The sequence below is a fragment of the Vibrio profundi genome (assembly GCF_043642225.1).
GTDB lineage: Bacteria > Pseudomonadota > Gammaproteobacteria > Enterobacterales > Vibrionaceae > Vibrio > Vibrio profundi_A.
Window position 1 is genome coordinate 557,418 of sequence record NZ_JBHZSF010000001.1, and the last position, 16,614, is coordinate 574,031.

The window sequence follows — 16,614 nt, forward strand, 5'->3', positions numbered from 1 at the left end:
TTTAAGATAGATTCCAGTTAAGCGAACACCCGGGCGGTATGACACGTAAGGCGTCCGATTGAATGAAGGAACCAAGATGTATCTTGTTTTGTATTGTCACAATATCGGGATGACCGATTTTTCATTTCTAGAAACTGAAGATTTTGATATCGAAGAAGGGTATGTCGTGAGAGGCAAGTGGCCTAACGAACAAGCTTTTAGGGACTATCTAAAAGCGGAGTTTGGAGATATGCAGGAGTTTCAGGTTTTGGACTTAATCGCTAAAGGTGCAGAAGCAGAAAATTACACCCAATCCGAATTGGCGTCCCTCGCTCAACAGTAAGTAGATTGCTCTATTAGAGTCTTGTCTAGGCGGGTATCAATCACATAAAAACAGCTGCCAAATTGGCAGCTGTTTTCGTTTTAGCAGTAATTGGTTATTTTGAGTTACTGAGAAACTTCGTCCACCAAATACAGGATGGATTGATAAGGGATACCGCTATGGTGCGATAAGCCTATCTCACATGTTCGGCTGTTACTAAAGCCTCGGCGACAGTTACTCGGCACTTGCTCTTTGAGTGGATGAACCGCTGCTTCATTGAGCTCAGGAGTGGTAAAGCCCTTGTCTCCAGCCCAACCACAACATTGAATGTGCTCAGGAATGATCACCTCCGACGCACAGGCTTTGGCCAGGTTCAACATGTCATTTTCCAGCCCCATTCGGCGTGAGCTACAAGTGACATGCAGCATGACGGTTTCTTGTTTTGGTGTTAGATCTAGGTGTTCCAATAGGTATTGATTCACGAAACCTGTTGGCTCCAGCACTTTCAAAGGCTTGGTAAATTGTTCAATGCTGCGCTTGGCACAAGGGCTCGTATCCATTAATACCGGGTACTCCCCTTGGCGACTTGCTTGCCAGAGCACCTGCTCGAGCTGCTGAGCTTTTGATTGGGCTAGGTCAGTCATCCCTTTACTGTCATAAGGCATACCGCAGCATTGGTCATCTAACTTCTTAGGTAAGATGACTTCGTACCCCGCTTTTTGTAGCAAGGATAAAGTGACTTCAGTCAGCGGCCTTTGGTCTTGAGCATCCGCCTGTTGACCCATGGTTCGGCTTGCACATGAAGGTAGGTACACCACCTTCTTATCAGAGCTTGAAGAATGGGCTTTAGCACTCTCTTGCGGTTGGTGCGAATTCGACTGAGGCATTTCCGGTATCCAAATGGGCGTTTTGCCTTTGGTCATGCTGCGCAGGCCGTTCGTCAGTTTCCCTACCGTGTTTGCGCCCAATGCTTTGGTTGCGAGCTGATTGCTCTTAAGCCCTGCTTTAGTGAGCTTGGTGGTGGTCGCAAAGTGTTCCGCTGTCCATTTCGCGATTGGTGTAAATTTTTCATATTTAGCGATTCGAAGCTTTTTGACTAAATCGCCAGTGTTGATCCCAACTGGGCAACGCTCGGCACAAAGCCCGGTTGCAGCACAGGTATCAATACCCTGATATTCAAACGTTTTCTCGAGTTCGGAGGCGTCTATGTCTTCCCCTGCTTTACGTCGTCTTTGTAGCTCGCGATAAAGCACGATTCTTTGGCGCGGAGAAAGTGTCAGAGTACGAGATGGGCAGACTGGCTCACAGAAGCCACATTCAATACAGCGATCGACAAGGTCATCGGCGGCAGGCATAGGCTTTAAGTCAGTGATATGAGAATTTGGGTTGTCATTGATGATGACGCCTGGATTGAGCAAACCCTCAGGGTCGAACAGTGCTTTGATTTGTTGCATCAAAGCATAACCTTCTTTCCCCCATTCAAGCTCCACATAGGGCGCCATGTTGCGACCGGTACCATGCTCGGCCTTTAAAGAACCTTGATACTTAACCGCGACCAATTCGGCAACGTCATCCATAAAGCCGCCATACCGGTCGATTTCTTCTTGGCTATCAAAACCTTGAGTAAAAACGAAGTGCAGGTTTCCTTCTAAGGCATGACCAAAGATGATGGCTTCACTGTAGTGATATTTGTCGAAAAGCTCTTGGAGTTCACGAATGCCGTTGGCAAGGTTCTCAACCGGGAACGCGACATCTTCGATGATCACTGTGGTGCCGACTTCACGAACAGCGCCGACGGCAGGGAACATGCCTTTTCGGATGCCCCATAACGTGGCGACGGTTTTGGCATCAGAAGTAAACGGTACAGATTCCAAAATGGTGTAGTTTGAGAGTGAGTCCATAATAGATTTACATTGTAAATCTAAGTCCGACTGGGAGCTGGCATGAGACTCAACTAAGATGGCGGCAGCTTCTAAATTCAAGTTTGGCATGAATGCTGGCATGCCCGGTTTGTCGGCTACTGAACGCAGTGCTCGGCCATCCATTAGCTCAACTGCAGCCACGGGTGTTTTTGATAAGGTCGTGACGGCTTGGCTCGCTTGCTCAATATCGGAAAATACCAATAAAGTGGAGGCTTTATTTGGGTGCTCGACTACTGTGTTGTAGGTGATTTCTGCGATAAAGCCCAGTGTCCCTTCGGATCCAATCATCAAGTGTTTGATGATATCAATAGGATCGTGATAATCGACTAACGCGTTTAATGCGTAACCGGTCGTGTTCTTTAGGCGGTACTTATGACGAATGCGCTCGGTCAGCTCGGTATTGTCGGCTGTTTGCTGGTGAAGTTCGGTTATGCCATTGAAAAGCGCAGAGTGTGACTGTTTAACGGCTTCAATGCTGGACTGGTCACCCGTGTCCAATAGCGTGCCGTCACTCAACACAATTTTCATGCTTTCTACTGTGCGGTACGAGTTTTGCGCCGTGCCACAACACATACCTGATGCATTGTTGGCGGCTATTCCGCCTATCTTACAAGTATTAATCGACGCCGGATCCGGGCCGATTTTTCTTTGAAATGGGGCTAAGTATTTGTTTGCATCAGCGCCAATAACACCCGGTTGAAGAATGATTTGATTGCCGTTATCAACAATCTCATGTCCGCGCCAATCATCGGTCAGTGTGATTAAAACGGAGTCAGAAACGGCTTGACCTGACAAGCTAGTGCCCGCGGCACGAAACGTAAAATGAATACCTAAATCACGACAACTTCTAATGGCAAAAATAACTTCATCTAAACTATTTAGCTTTAGGACAATTTTGGGAATCAGACGATAAAAGCTTGCGTCGGTGCCATAGGCAAGCCGCTTCGCTTCTTGAGTGATAATGCGTGTGACATCAATACGAGTAGAAAGAGTAGCTTCCAGCGTTTGATATTTTGCTGTCGTTTCTAAATGCTCAACATCGTTTTGGTGCGAGTGATTGGGTGTGGTGTTCGCCATCATTGCTTCCTTGTGCTTGTCGCACTGGTTCCTGCTTTTGCAGTTGTTATGTTCTCCAGTACGTAAACGTTGTCACAATTCATAAAACGGGTCACACCCAGCGTAAGAATGTGTGACTCCGTTTAAAAATTAAGTATCGCTATCCGCTATTTATGAAATTCAGCTAAAGAATCAGAGGTGAGATCATTGATGGTTTTAGCGCCCGTCAACGTCATCGCAACACGCATTTCTTTGTCGTACAAGTCGAGCAAGTTCTCTACGCCAGCTTGGCCTTGAGCGGCAAGGGCGTAGACAAATGAACGACCAAGCAATGTGCAATCGGCGCCAAGTGCCATCATTCGAACCACATCAAGCCCAGTGCGAATACCGGAGTCGACCAATATTTTGAGATCGCCTTTTACGGCATCCGCGATGGATGGAAGCGCTCTTGCGCTGGATAACACACCGTCTAATTGACGACCGCCATGATTCGATACGACGATGCCATCAGCGCCAAATCGAACGGCATCTTTCGCATCTTCTGTATCAAGAATGCCTTTAATGACCATAGGGCCATCCCAGAAATCTCGAATCCATTCTAGATCTTTCCATGAAATCGAAGGGTCAAAGTTATCGCCCAACCAACCAATGTAATCTTCGAGCTTGGTCGGTGAACCTCGGTAAGTAGAGATATTACCTAAATCATGTGGTTTACCTAGTAGACCAACGTCGACAGCCCAACTCGGGTGACGCATGGATTGAAATACGCGGCGAGCGGCGGCGTTAGGCCCGCTCATTCCAGAATGCATGTCGCGGTAACGTGCGCCAGGCACTGGCATGTCCACAGTGAACACCAATGTGGTGACACCTGCGGCTTTGGCTCTTTCTAGAACATTTTTCATAAAGCCACGATCTTTCAATACGTAAAGTTGGAACCACATCGGGCGTTCAATGGCTGGCGCGACTTCTTCAATGGGACAAACCGAAACCGTTGACATGGTAAAGGGAATCCCTTTATTGGCTGCAGCTTTAGCGGCTTGAACTTCACCGCGGCGCGCGTACATGCCCGTCAGCCCGACAGGAGCAAGAGCGATGGGCATCGCGAGTTTCTCGCCGAATAAATCAGTTTCTAGGCTGAGTTCAGACATGTCATTCAAAACACGTTGCTTGAGAGCAATCTCCGCGAGGTCTTCTGTGTTGCGACGCAGGGTATGCTCTCCATAAGAACCGCCATCAATGTAATGGAATAGAAAAGGAGGAAGTTTGGATTTTGCTGCTGCACGGTAATCTGTCGAAGCGGAAATAATCATAATGCCAATCCTAAATAATGGTTACTTACCTTGTCGAAAATCTGAATATAGAGAGTGTAATGTCATTCAGACTCGATAAATGAGGTGGCGTTAATACCTTTTGTTTAAGCGTTTGAACCTATCAAGAAAGACGTGAAGAATCGTCGGTAGATTGGTTCGTTTGTCTAAACAAGGCGTCGGGGAACTTGGTATTAACGCCAGTTTTTTCTATTGGCTGTTGAGCTATCGCATCAAAGCATCTGTCATGTTGAAACCGTAGATAACCACCAGACCGATGATGCCGGTCATGACTAGGTAGTAGAACGTAGGGATTACGGTTTTACGCAGTGTCGCACCTTCACGGCCGAGCAAACCAACGGTTGCAGATGCCGCGACAACATTGTGAATGGCAATCATGTTACCTGCTGCAGCACCGACCGCTTGTAGAGCAACCACGACCGCGCTTGAGATGGTGAGGGTTTGAGCGACTTCGAATTGGAATTGGCTAAACATCATGTTTGATACTGTGTTCGAGCCTGCAATGAACGCACCTAACGCTCCAACCGTCGCACTTAGTGCAGGGAACGCGGAACCGACAAGTTCGGCAGCAAAGTTTGCGGTAGTCACCGGCATACTGGCTAGGTCAGCAGCGTTAACGCCTGAGTTAATAAAAATGCGAACCATAGGAATCGTGAACACCAGTACGAAGCCAGCACCGATAAGAGTTTTACTCGATTCTCCAAATGCTTTGGCGAGCGGAGTGACGCTGCGTGATTGCATCATCACGGCAACCAGTGCAACAAAGACTAAGATACCGCCTGGTAAATACAGAGGCTGAATCGCAGTACTTACTCCAGTTTCACCCAGAATATTACTGAACGACAGGCTGACACTTTTTAGGAAACCTTTGAACTCAGGGCTAACGCGGCTTGCGACAAGTGTGACAGCAAGTAGCACGTACGGTGTCCAAGCCATTGCCATGCTCATCGGCTTTTGAGACTTGGATTCGTTCAAGTCGATTTTTAGTGAACCTAACCATTCTGCTGGCCACTTATCTTCGCTTTCGAAATCCCACTTAGATTTAGGAACCAAGAAGCCGTTTTTCGCTGCTGTCACGACGATAGCAAGGCCAACGAGGCCGCCGATCAATGATGGGAACTCGGCACCCAGAAATACACCTGTCAGCGCATAAGGGACAGTAAATGCAGCGCCCGCGAATAAAGCGAAAGGTAGAATATCTAAGCCTTCTGTCCAGCTTTTATTTTTGCCGAAGAATCGAGTCAGCATCATCGCCATTAGCACAGGCATCATGATGCCAACTGAAGCATGGATTAGTGCCACACTTGAGGTGATTTGTTGTAAATAGGCATCCCAAGTAGAACCGTTCGCAAGCAGCGCTTCACCAATGTTATGGGTATCTAACCCTTTATTAACGCCAACAATAATCGGTGTACCTACAGCGCCAAAAGAAACAGGCGTGGATTGAATCATCATACCCATGAGTACAGCGGCAAGCGCCGGAAAGCCGATTGCAACAAGTAGTGGAGCGGCAATTGCAGCGGGAGTACCAAAGCCTGAAGCGCCTTCAATAAAAGAGCCAAAGCACCAAGCTATGATGATGGCTTGCACACGGCGGTCTTCCGATATATCGGTAAAGCCGTTACGGATTGTGGTGATGGCTCCAGTGTGTTTTAAAGTGTTTAATAAAAAGATGGCGCCAAACACGATCCAGAGAACAGAGACTGTAATGCCTAAGCCTTGAAAGACCGAAGCGATTACGCGAGTTGCTGACATGTCCCACGCAACTAAGGCAATGGCAACAGTTAAGGCAAACGCCACAGGCATCGCTTTCTTAGCGGGCCAATTGAGTCCAACCAATAGAATGGCTGCGACAACTATTGGCGAAAAGGCCAATAAAGCTAGTAATGTTTCACTCATGGGTACTTCCTCGTACATAGGTTCAAACATTCTTGTTTGAAATGTTCTACACGTTATTGTTTTTGTAGTAATCGCTGTGCTTTAAAAGCATCAGTTGTAATGGGTTTGTTAATTTGTCGTGAATTTACCCCTTTATTTTTTATTGATATAGGGAAATAATGAAAATAATTAATTCCAAAATTGACATAATAAGATGCGAGCAGACGATTTAATCTTGTTTTCTCAGGTTGTTGAACTGGGGACGTTTAGCAAGGTTGCAGAGCAAAATAACCTTACAAATTCGGTAGTTAGTAAAAGAATTGCGCGATTGGAAGAAGAGATCGGTGTGCAGTTATTATATCGAACTACGCGAAAATTGACCTTGACCGAAGCGGGCAAGGCAATGTTGCATGGCGCGAAAAATGTGAAGCAGGCGACCCAAGAGGCTATGGATGCAGTTTCAGGCTTTGGTGAGAATGTTAGCGGTCATATCAAAATGTCCGTACCTACGATTTCAGGTGATTTGATCTTGGCGGATGCGGTGGCTGAGTTCTGCAATATGCATCCAGGGTTAACCGTCGACATGTCTCTCGATAATCGATTTGTCGACTTAGTGGAAGATGGCTTGGATCTGGTGATACGGACGGGCTATTTAGAAGATTCTAGCCTAATTGCCCGCCATATCTTGGATTCCCAATGGGTGGTGTGTGCTTCGCCTTCTTATATTGCCAAAAACTCCAAACCTCTTCAGCCAAGTGATCTGGTCAATCATAACTGCCTGCAATATGCCTATCAGACGACGGGAGCCAGTGAATGGGAGTTCATTCGAGAAAAAGGGCAATCAGAGCGCGGTAGCTACATTGTGCGGGTGTCGGGATCGTTTTCGACGGATAACGCGACTGCATTGAGAAAAGCAGCGCTTGGTGGGCATGGTGTCGCGTATGTACCGCGGTGCTTGGTGTATCACGACATTCGAAACGGCCAGTTGGTGGATATTTTCCCTGACTTAGTGGGCAAAAAACTAGGTATTTACGCGGTGTATCCATTCACTCGCCAGCCCCCAAATAAGATAAAACTATTGATTGAGCATATTAGAGCGCGATATTTGGCGATTTCTCATTATTTCTAGAGGGACTCAATAGTGACGGCGTTAGTCGGTAGCATTTTACATGGTGATTATAATTGATAGATCGCATAGTTACGAATTGTAGTATTTCTTTGCTTGATTGCTGGTGGGTTCTTCGTATGCTGATGATGAGAATTACAATCATTTAAATTAAGGATGATGGATGCATTATTCAAAGGTGGCTGAATACCCAGCGACGAAAAAACAAACGATCAGCGATGATTATTTTGGTCAGAAAATTGAAGACCCATATCGCTGGTTAGAAGATGACACCAGTGATGAGACGGCAGAATGGGTTGAAAGCCAAAATGGACTGACGTTTAGTTATTTAAGTGACATCGCTTTCCGTTCAGAATTACGTGAACGAGTCGCTAAGGCGCAAGATTACAAAAAAGTTTCTCAGCCGTTTGTTCGTGGGGAATATACCTATTTCTATAAGAACGATGGGTTGCAGAATCAGAGCATTTTGTATCGTCAGAAAGCCGGTTCGGACGTGGAAATCTTCCTTGACCCAAATACGTTTTCGGAAGATGGCACCACGTCATTGGGCTCCGTTTCTTTTTCTAAAGACTACAGCTTAGTGGCGTACAGTATTTCTGAAGGTGGGAGTGACTGGCGCAAAATATTTGTTATTGACGCTGAAACCAAAGAGCAGCTCGAACCAGAAATTGTCGACGCAAAGTTTACCGATATTTCATGGCTTGGGACTCGTGGTTTTTACTATTCGAGCTATGACAAACCAGATGGTAGCCAACTTTCTGCACGAACAGAACAACACAAGCTTTATTATCACGAGCTTGGCACTTCCCAAGATCAAGACCAAGTCATTTTTGGAGCTGAGGATGGTGAGCAGCACCGTTACGTGACTGGCTACACTACTGAAGATGACGCCTACTTGATCATCCTTGGTCAAGAGTCGACGTCTGGTAATCGCTTCTTTTACATTGACTTGCACTCTGATGATCAAAAGCTGGTGACGGTGTTAGACCACGTTGAAAGCGATACTTATCTGGTTGATAACGTCAATGAGCACTTCATTCTTTACACCAACTTAGATGCGCCAAATGGCAAGGTGGTGAGCTTCAATACTGCTACTAATGAGTGGAGCGACCTTATTGCTGAAAAGCCGCAGCCACTTAGCATTAGTACTGGTGGCGGCTATTTATTTGCTCATTACATGGTGGATGTCGTTTCTAAGATTCAACAGTTTGACTACCAGGGGCAACTGGTTAGAGATATAGAACTGCCCGGGCAAGGTACTGCAAGCGGGTTAGGGGGTAAAAAAGAACAGCAACAGCTTTACTACACGTTTACTAACTACGTCACCCCTCCGACCATTTTCGCATTAGACGTAAAGCAAGGCGTGTCTTCCGAATTTGAAAGTTCAGAGGCGCCATTTGCGGCTGATGAATATGAGTCTAAGCAGGTTTTCTATACCTCTAAAGACGGCACCAAAGTTCCGATGACGATTTCCTATAAGAAAGGGATCCAATTAGACGGAACGAATCCAACCATTTTATACGGCTACGGTGGATTTAACGTTAGTGTTACTCCGATGTTTTCGGGTGCAGTGGCAAGCTGGCTAGAGTTGGGCGGTGTGTTTGCGGTTCCTAGCTTACGCGGAGGAGGTGAGTATGGAAAAGCTTGGCATAAAGCCGGTACTCAGCTTAAAAAGCAAAACGTTTTCGATGATTTCATTACTGCCGCAGAATACTTAATTAGCGAAAACTATACGAGCAGTGAAAAGTTAGCCATCCGCGGCGGGTCTAACGGTGGGTTACTGGTTGGCGCATGTATGACGCAGCGACCAGAGCTATTTAAAGTAGCACTGCCTGCGGTGGGTGTTTTAGATATGCTTCGTTACCACACGTTCACGTCAGGTGAAGGTTGGGCGTACGATTATGGTACATCTGCACAAAGCCAAGAAATGTTTGAGTACCTATTGGGTTATTCGCCTGTTCATAATGTTAAGCAAGGGGTGACTTATCCTGCGACATTGGTGACGACGGCAGATCATGATGACCGTGTGGTACCTGCGCACTCATATAAGTTTATTTCTGAGCTTCAGGATAAACATCAGGGTGATTCACCAGTGTTGATTCGCATTGATGTGAATGCTGGGCACGGTGCTGGTATGCCTTTGAATAAGGCGATCGACCTTACCGCAGATGTTTATGCCTTTACCTTGTTTAATATGGGCATCACGGCGTTATAGTGAATTGTGTGGAACAATAGATATGAAAAAGCCCAGCGATTCGCTGGGCTTTTTTTGTGTTAAGAGATTACTTGAGGCGGAAAATTTGCTCAGTTTCTAGCGATGTTAGCGCACGAACTTGACGCCACACGTAATAGAAAATACCCATCATCATTAACATACTTGGGATAGCAATGGCTGGGTAGCTGTACAGAGTCATTTTACCCAGCTCTTCGTTGAATGCTGCTGTGCCTGCTGGGCTAGTGACAATCCACGTCGCTAGGAAGTAGTTCATCGCTGAGGAGAACGCAAACGTGCTTGCAAATAGGTAGTTCGAAGTCATCAAACAACGTTCAAAGCGTTCTGGGTTTCCTGATTGCTGCAAACGCTCTTCGATTAACGGCATGTTCATTAATGTCGGTGTGAAGATTACCTTTTGCATAAATGGGTAGCGAGTAAATGTTGAACCCAGTACACCTAGGCCAATCAGACCCGGAATCAGTGCCTCTTTTAATGCTAGCCAGCGAGTATCTAGTTCAAGTAAGCCGATGCCTCCAGTCAGCAGAACGCTGACAAAGCCTAGTGCTGCAATAAAGTTAAACTTTTTATTACGTATGAGCTCCATCCCGCCGTAGATAATTGGGAAAGATAACGCGACTACTAGCGCTAGCCCTGTTCCAAGATGTTCGTCGCCGCTAAACTTCATCAAAATGAAAGAAGGAAGAAAGACGTTAACGACTATCTCTAAGAAAGGGTTCGATTTTTTATTTTGCATGGTACTCATAGTGTCTCAATTGTTGCTCTAGGGCATATCTGTTCATGGGGATTGTTCCTTGCTTAGCCAAATATGTAAAGCCCTAACCATTCATCTTGTGTAACGACGTGTGAGATATCTCAGCGAGTTATTAACTCAGTAGCACTTCTGACTTGGCAATTCTGATTCTTTAATAATAGAGGTAATGACGCCGCCATGCCCCTTTACGGAGCATATCACTCGATAACAAGGTGGTTGTATGGGCGAAGGAGAATTTGGTTGTATCTATATCTGTCTGATTATGTCAGCTTTTATCTGATGGAATAAAAAATGCCGCACTTAGCGTGCGGCATTTTCAAGTCGGCGGCCAAACCGTTTTGCTATATCAACTTCTAGGTCGATACTAACTCTGATGCTATTTTTTCTAATTAGTTCAATTTAAGCTGCATTTTCTTTTGGGTCTTCGTCCAAATCGAATGAAGCGTTGATCAGTTTCTTGGTGTAATCATTTTGCGGGTTGCGGAAAATTTCCTCTGCAGTGCCTTCTTCCATAACCACCCCTTCTTGCATCACAAGTACACGATCAGACAATGCTTTAACCACGGATAAATCGTGACTAATGAACAAGAATCCAATGTTGTGCTTAGTTTGAATGTCTTTTAATAGGTCGATAACGGTTAATTGAACCGAACGGTCGAGAGCGGAAGTCGGTTCATCTAATAGGATGAATGATGGCTCAAGAATTAATGCACGAGCAATCGCAATACGTTGTCTTTGACCTCCGGAGAACTCATGTGGGTAGCGATTGATTGAACTCGGTTCTAATCGAACCTCTTCAAGCGCAACTCGCGCACGTTGCAGGCGTTCTTTCTTAGTTAGGTGAGGCTGGTGTACCGTTAAGCCTTCGGTGATAATTTCGCCAACTGTCATTCGCGGTGAAAGTGAGCCATATGGGTCTTGAAACACCATTTGCACATCTTTTTTCAGTTCAAAACGTTCAGTATCTGTGAGTAAGCTGATGTCTCTGCCTCGGTAAGCAATGCGGCCCGTCGAAGGAAGAAGACCGATAAGTGCACGGCCGAGTGTCGATTTTCCTGAGCCGGATTCACCCACAATTCCTAATGTTTCCCCTTGCTTTAACGTGAGGGAAATGCCTTTTACCGCTTCAAAGTATTCACAACGGCTTGGGATGAAGTGAGTTTTTGTCAGGAACTTCACGCGGATATCTTCCGCTTGTAGCAACTCAGGAGCCGATTCGTGGATTGGGGCTTTGCTGCCTTTAGGGTTGGAGTTAATCAGCATGCGTGTGTAGTCGTGCTGTGGAGCACTGAAAAGCGCTTGAGTTTGCCCTTCTTCAACCAGTTCCCCTTTACACATTACGATCACGCGATCCGCAAAGTGCTTAACGACGCCTAAATCGTGGGTAATAAACAAAATGGCCATACCCATCTTGTTTTGAATCTCTTTGATCAGGTCTAACACTTCCGCCTGAACAGTTACGTCTAGCGCGGTTGTTGGTTCATCGGCAATCAAAATATCTGGTTCGTTGATCAGCGCCATAGCGATCATGATGCGCTGTAACTGACCGCCGGAAAACTCATGTGGGTACTTGTCATATGCTTGCTGAATATTTGGCAAGTGAACTAAATCAAACAGTTCCAACACACGTTGCTTCGCTTGAGCTTTAGTGACTTTACGATGGCACATGATGGCTTCCGCAACTTGAGTACCGACGCGTAAATACGGGTTCAATGATGTCATCGGTTCTTGGAAAATCATGCCGATTCGGTCACCACGAATATTCTGCATTTCGCGCTCGGTTTTCTCCAGAATTGATTCACCTTCGAACTCGATGCTTGATTGGGAATAGATGATGGCGTTGTCTGGAAGTAAGCGCATCAGCGCGTTAGAAGAAACAGATTTCCCCGAACCAGATTCACCTACAATGGCCAATGTTTCTCCGGCATTGAGATCAAAATTAATATCTTTCACAGCATCGACAATCCCGTCATTAGTAGTAAAGCTAACGGATAAGTGACGAACGCGAAGAATGGCTTGGTCTGACATGATACTTCCTTATCAATTTAAGACATGAGGTGAATGTGGGGTTTCCGGGGTTGTCTTCAGCTGAGCGAAATGATGATGCGCTTTTTGAAGCTGCTCTAATTCGAGCATCCATTGGGCATTACGTTGAGCACTACAAAACGCGATCAAATGATTGAGTAGGTCTTCGCTTTGCTTCTCTAGCAGAGAGTGGGTGCGATTGATTAAATCGGTGTTCTCTAAAGAGATAAATTGCAGCAGCGCATAGGATTGGTTCAACGTATTAAACGCCAATCGTTGTTGGCCTAAGCGATTAAGAATTTCAGACTGGGCAACCGTCGCATCGCGCAATCCTGCAAGCAGGCAGGCGAATTGACAGGGTTTAATGTCATCATTGAACGAAGCTTCTTGCACGTGATGTGGCAAGTGCGTCAGTACATCTTGATATAGACGTTGAGCTTCAGGCCAATGACCTTGTTCCATTAACTGTTCAGCTTTTAAGTAATACATCCAGCAACGTTCAAGTTCCATTTTCCCATCCCCTGTTTATAAGATTTGGGGATGTTAATGATATTTATTATCAAATGCAAGTTAATGTCATTTGTATTGTGATAGCAAAAGACGATGAAAATGTTACAAATCGTATGATATTTGTGCATTTGAACCATGATCTGGTGTAAGTCACTAAAATATAAATAAATTGCATCTACACTTACTTTATCTATACCCAAAATAATAAAGGATGAGGAGGCAGCGATGGCGATTCAAAGACTCAACACAAATCAGCTGTATCAAGTAGCAGACCTCGAGAAGCTACCTTATAAGTCGACCAAGGAATTGGCTCCTATTGATGAGATAGTCGGACAAGAACGTGCGCAAAAAGCCGTTGAATTTGCGATGTCTATTAAAGAGAAAGGGTATAACATTTATGCGATTGGGCGTAATGGGCTAGGTAAACGCACCATGATCTTGCGCTATCTAAACCGTCACCCACATGAAGTCGACGAGTTGTTCGACTGGTGTTATGTCGCAAATTTCGAAGACATTCGTACACCTAAAGTGCTGAAGCTTCCTTGCGGTGTGGGTGCGCAGCTCAAACAAGATATCGATAAGCTTGTTACCAAATTGCTGAAAGCCATGCCGCTCGCATTTGATAACGAAATGTATTTCAGCCGAGCTGATAAGCTCAAAAACCAGCTCGCCAGTAAACAGCAAGTCGCGTTAGAAGGCATTAGCCAAGAGGCCAAAGAGAACGGAGTGAATCTGACGCTCACGACTCAAGGGGATTACCAATTCGTTGCGATGAATGGCGAAGAGCTGCATACCGAAGAAAGCTTCGACGAGCTATCACCTGAAGAGCAAGATAAGTTTGATAAAACTATTGATGCTCTAGAGATCAGTCTACGAACCATGTCGCGTGAATTGACCGAGCTAGAAGAAACTTACACTGAGAAAATTCAAAAGCTGAACGATGAAGTGACACTGGACGTGATCACTCACTTTATTAAGCAGTTGAAAAAGGACTATAGCCAATACTCTGAAATCAAAAAATATCTGACGGATCTGCAAAAAGATATTGTAGAGAATGCCGATATTTTCCTTGAAGAGAGTAATGAACAGGCCGAAATTGCCACCGCTTCTTTGGATAAAAAGCTGCCAAGACGCTACAAAGTGAACGTATTAGTCAGCCAAAAAACGCAAGAGTTTCCGATTGTGGTGGAAGAAAATCCAAACTATCACTCTTTATTTGGCTACACAGAAACCGCCACGTTTAAAGGTACAGTGTTTACGGATTTTTCTTTAATCCGCGCAGGTAGCTTGCACCGAGCCAATGGTGGTGTATTGCTGATGGACGCTGTGAAAGTGTTGGAGCAGCCTTATGTTTGGGATGGTTTAAAACGGGCGCTACGTTCTCGTCAATTGAGCCTGACGTCATTAGAGAAAGAAGTCACATTAACTGGCGCGGTGTCGTTAGATCCCGAACCGATCCCATTGGATGTGAAAATTATCTTGTTTGGTGATTACCGCACCTACCAGTTATTGCAGCATTATGATGCGGAATTTGCTGAGCTGTTTCGAGTCACGGCTGATTTCGAAGATGAAATGAAGCGTTCCCCTGATTCGGAAATGCATTACGCTCGTTTCATTTCGAGCATAGTGCATGAAAGTGGTTTACTGCATTGTGACCGAAAAGCCATTGGTCGAATCATTGAGCACAGTTCGAGACAAGCGGGCGATCAGGGCAAGTTATCCTTACACTCTGCGCACATCGCGAACTTACTGCGAGAATCGAATTACGTGGCGAAAAGCGCGAAATCGAATTTGATTCGTTCTAGCCATGTTGAGCAAGCTCTCGCGAATCAGCAGATGCGTGTGGGTAGGCTGCAAGATAGCGTAATGGAAACCTTCATTAATGGGACAACGCTGATTCATACCGAAGGGGAAGCCGTCGGGCAAGTGAATGCGTTATCGGTACTGAGTACCAGTGATCATATGTTTGGTGCGCCAAATCGAATTACTGCCACAACCGCTTACGGTGACGGTGAGGTCATAGATATTGAACGTAATGTGGACCTAGGCGGAAGCATTCACTCTAAAGGGGTGATGATCCTCTCTGCTTATTTGTCATCCGTATTCGGACGGACGGCAAAAGTACCACTCACGACAAACATCACTTTCGAGCAGTCGTATGGAGGCGTCGACGGAGACAGTGCCAGCATGGCCGAGTTTTGCGCGGTAGTGTCTGCTTTTTCTAAACAACCCAACCGACAAGATATTGCCATTACCGGTTCGATGAACCAGTTTGGTGAATCTCAGCCAATTGGTGGAGTGAACGAGAAAATTGAAGGCTTCTTTGATGTTTGTGAAATCAAAGGTCGCACTAATGAACAAGGCGTGATCATTCCGCGCTCTAATGTTCATAACCTGATGCTTAGACCGGATATTGTAAAAGCGGTGGAAAAAGGTGAGTTCCATATCTGGGCGATTGACCACGTGACCGAAGCCATAGAACTGTTTACAGGCAAAGCGGCAGGTGAGGCGAGTGATGAGGGGAGTTATCCTATCGATACCATCTTTGGTATCGCGCAAGCCAAGCTCAACGCACTTCGTAAGTAGAGTCTAATCGGCAGTCCCGAATAAACGAATCAAAGCCACTATGAACACGTCATAGTGGCTTTTTAGTTTTCAACTTTTTAGTTTCAGTAATATCGCGTAAATTGTCGCTTTGTCGCTCACAAAACAAATCGGTGCTCGGATAAATCAAAGCTGAGTTGTTCGGTTAGGCTTCTGGCTAGGTCTATGCTTTTTTCATCGAATTGCACGCCGTATTTCCAGTATTGGCTAGAGAGCTTCTTGTTTTTGATGACGCCAGAAAGGGTGGGGCTTTCCTCAGAGTCATCACTGGATAAGATTTTTAAATCGATAAAATTGCCGACATTGTATTCATTCACTGCTCGGTCAGTGACGACCTGGCAGCCTGATTCTGAAATGTCCCGGATCTCACAGAGATACTTTTGTTTATCCGGTGCAATTAAGCCGGATAAAGTGATTTCAAGCCGAGCTTCAGAGCGAAGCCCCTGTTTAACCTGAGCGGCTTTTGGCAAAGAGATGAAAATAATACAGTGCGGGCCCGCTTGAACGACATATTCAATTTTACTTTTGAAGTAAATTCTCGCCCCTTCACCTTTCTGGGAAATCGCGCACGCCTTTATTGGGTAACCTCTTTGGAAGAACACCGCAAACTCTTGTGGAGTCACGTCTGGTTTTTCTAAGACCAACAGATTATTAGAGTGGATCCCGGTAAATTTTGAGCGACAAAGTAGTGTGTTACCTGTAGGCGTGGATACATTGAATGCGAACTCACTCAGCGACGAAACGTGCAAGAAAGCATCTTCACCATAGACGATACTGCCAGCATCATTGGCCGCCGCTTCTTGCTCTTGATTGGCATCTAAAGGAATCGAAGCGTTAGGTTTAAGGTTGGAAACATTGCTCATCAAAATCATCCCCC

Annotated in this window: 11 protein-coding genes; 4 read left to right on the plus strand and 7 right to left on the minus strand. The window is 45.6% G+C overall.

Features of this window, described 5'->3' with window-relative positions:
* The first annotated feature begins 76 nt into the window (after positions 1-76).
* Complete coding sequence (locus ACHUFI_RS02660; RefSeq protein WP_394246721.1) at positions 77-322, plus strand: hypothetical protein; 246 nt, start codon at positions 77-79, stop codon at positions 320-322.
* Between the two features lie 104 nt (positions 323-426).
* On the opposite strand, the gene ACHUFI_RS02665 is transcribed toward ACHUFI_RS02660, so the two are convergent.
* The 3 genes from ACHUFI_RS02665 to ACHUFI_RS02675 form a co-directional block, all read right to left on the minus strand.
* Positions 427-3,300, minus strand: coding sequence for an FAD-binding and (Fe-S)-binding domain-containing protein (locus ACHUFI_RS02665; RefSeq protein ID WP_394246961.1), 2,874 nt, complete (start codon positions 3,298-3,300; stop codon positions 427-429).
* A 146-nt stretch (positions 3,301-3,446) separates the two neighbouring features.
* Entirely contained in the window at positions 3,447-4,589 is a 1,143-nt protein-coding gene (gene lldD / locus ACHUFI_RS02670; protein ID WP_394246722.1) for an FMN-dependent L-lactate dehydrogenase LldD, read from the minus strand.
* A 222-nt stretch (positions 4,590-4,811) separates the two neighbouring features.
* Positions 4,812-6,506: an L-lactate permease gene (locus ACHUFI_RS02675; RefSeq protein WP_394246723.1), complete on the minus strand. Its 1,695-nt coding sequence runs from the start codon at positions 6,504-6,506 to the stop codon at positions 4,812-4,814.
* A gap of 193 nt (positions 6,507-6,699) precedes the next feature.
* Between ACHUFI_RS02675 and ACHUFI_RS02680 the strand changes: the two genes are divergently transcribed.
* Together ACHUFI_RS02680 and ACHUFI_RS02685 are read left to right on the plus strand one after the other, a co-directional pair.
* Positions 6,700-7,614, plus strand: coding sequence for a LysR family transcriptional regulator (locus tag ACHUFI_RS02680; protein WP_394246724.1), 915 nt, complete (start codon positions 6,700-6,702; stop codon positions 7,612-7,614).
* A gap of 160 nt (positions 7,615-7,774) precedes the next feature.
* Positions 7,775-9,826 carry a prolyl oligopeptidase family serine peptidase gene (locus ACHUFI_RS02685; protein ID WP_394246725.1) on the plus strand — a complete coding sequence of 684 codons (2,052 nt, stop codon included), beginning with the start codon at positions 7,775-7,777 and terminating at the stop codon, positions 9,824-9,826.
* 67 nt (positions 9,827-9,893) lie between these two features.
* Here ACHUFI_RS02685 and ACHUFI_RS02690 read toward each other — a convergent pair whose 3' ends face one another.
* The 3 genes from ACHUFI_RS02690 to ACHUFI_RS02700 form a co-directional block, all read right to left on the minus strand.
* The gene (locus ACHUFI_RS02690) at positions 9,894-10,589 is read right to left on the minus strand and encodes a VC0807 family protein (protein ID WP_394246726.1); all 696 of its coding nucleotides are present in this window, start codon (positions 10,587-10,589) and stop codon (positions 9,894-9,896) included.
* Positions 10,590-10,997: 408 nt separating this feature from the next.
* The gene (locus ACHUFI_RS02695; RefSeq protein ID WP_394246727.1) at positions 10,998-12,626 is read right to left on the minus strand and encodes an ABC transporter ATP-binding protein; all 1,629 of its coding nucleotides are present in this window, start codon (positions 12,624-12,626) and stop codon (positions 10,998-11,000) included.
* Between the two features lie 12 nt (positions 12,627-12,638).
* Complete coding sequence (locus ACHUFI_RS02700) at positions 12,639-13,133, minus strand: hypothetical protein (RefSeq protein ID WP_394246729.1); 495 nt, start codon at positions 13,131-13,133, stop codon at positions 12,639-12,641.
* 225 nt (positions 13,134-13,358) lie between these two features.
* Between ACHUFI_RS02700 and ACHUFI_RS02705 the strand changes: the two genes are divergently transcribed.
* On the plus strand, positions 13,359-15,719 hold the full coding sequence (locus tag ACHUFI_RS02705) for a Lon protease family protein (RefSeq protein ID WP_394246730.1): 2,361 nt from the start codon (positions 13,359-13,361) through the stop codon (positions 15,717-15,719).
* Between the two features lie 116 nt (positions 15,720-15,835).
* Here ACHUFI_RS02705 and ACHUFI_RS02710 read toward each other — a convergent pair whose 3' ends face one another.
* On the minus strand, positions 15,836-16,600 hold the full coding sequence (locus ACHUFI_RS02710) for a PilZ domain-containing protein (protein ID WP_394246731.1): 765 nt from the start codon (positions 16,598-16,600) through the stop codon (positions 15,836-15,838).
* Positions 16,601-16,614: the final 14 nt, after the last annotated feature.

What these genes read in the sequence shown, in the direction of transcription:
- ACHUFI_RS02705 (WP_394246730.1), top strand. Translation starts at nt 13,359, where the DNA reads ATGGCGATTCAAAGACTCAACACAAATCAGCTGTATCAAGTAGCAGAC.
- ACHUFI_RS02695 (WP_394246727.1), bottom strand. Translation starts at nt 12,626, where the DNA reads ATGTCAGACCAAGCCATTCTTCGCGTTCGTCACTTATCCGTTAGCTTT.
- lldD (WP_394246722.1), bottom strand. Translation starts at nt 4,589, where the DNA reads ATGATTATTTCCGCTTCGACAGATTACCGTGCAGCAGCAAAATCCAAA.
- ACHUFI_RS02690 (WP_394246726.1), bottom strand. Translation starts at nt 10,589, where the DNA reads ATGAGTACCATGCAAAATAAAAAATCGAACCCTTTCTTAGAGATAGTC.
- ACHUFI_RS02665 (WP_394246961.1), bottom strand. Translation starts at nt 3,300, where the DNA reads ATGGCGAACACCACACCCAATCACTCGCACCAAAACGATGTTGAGCAT.
- ACHUFI_RS02675 (WP_394246723.1), bottom strand. Translation starts at nt 6,506, where the DNA reads ATGAGTGAAACATTACTAGCTTTATTGGCCTTTTCGCCAATAGTTGTC.
- ACHUFI_RS02660 (WP_394246721.1), top strand. Translation starts at nt 77, where the DNA reads ATGTATCTTGTTTTGTATTGTCACAATATCGGGATGACCGATTTTTCA.
- ACHUFI_RS02685 (WP_394246725.1), top strand. Translation starts at nt 7,775, where the DNA reads ATGCATTATTCAAAGGTGGCTGAATACCCAGCGACGAAAAAACAAACG.
- ACHUFI_RS02710 (WP_394246731.1), bottom strand. Translation starts at nt 16,600, where the DNA reads ATGAGCAATGTTTCCAACCTTAAACCTAACGCTTCGATTCCTTTAGAT.
- ACHUFI_RS02680 (WP_394246724.1), top strand. Translation starts at nt 6,700, where the DNA reads ATGCGAGCAGACGATTTAATCTTGTTTTCTCAGGTTGTTGAACTGGGG.
- ACHUFI_RS02700 (WP_394246729.1), bottom strand. Translation starts at nt 13,133, where the DNA reads ATGGAACTTGAACGTTGCTGGATGTATTACTTAAAAGCTGAACAGTTA.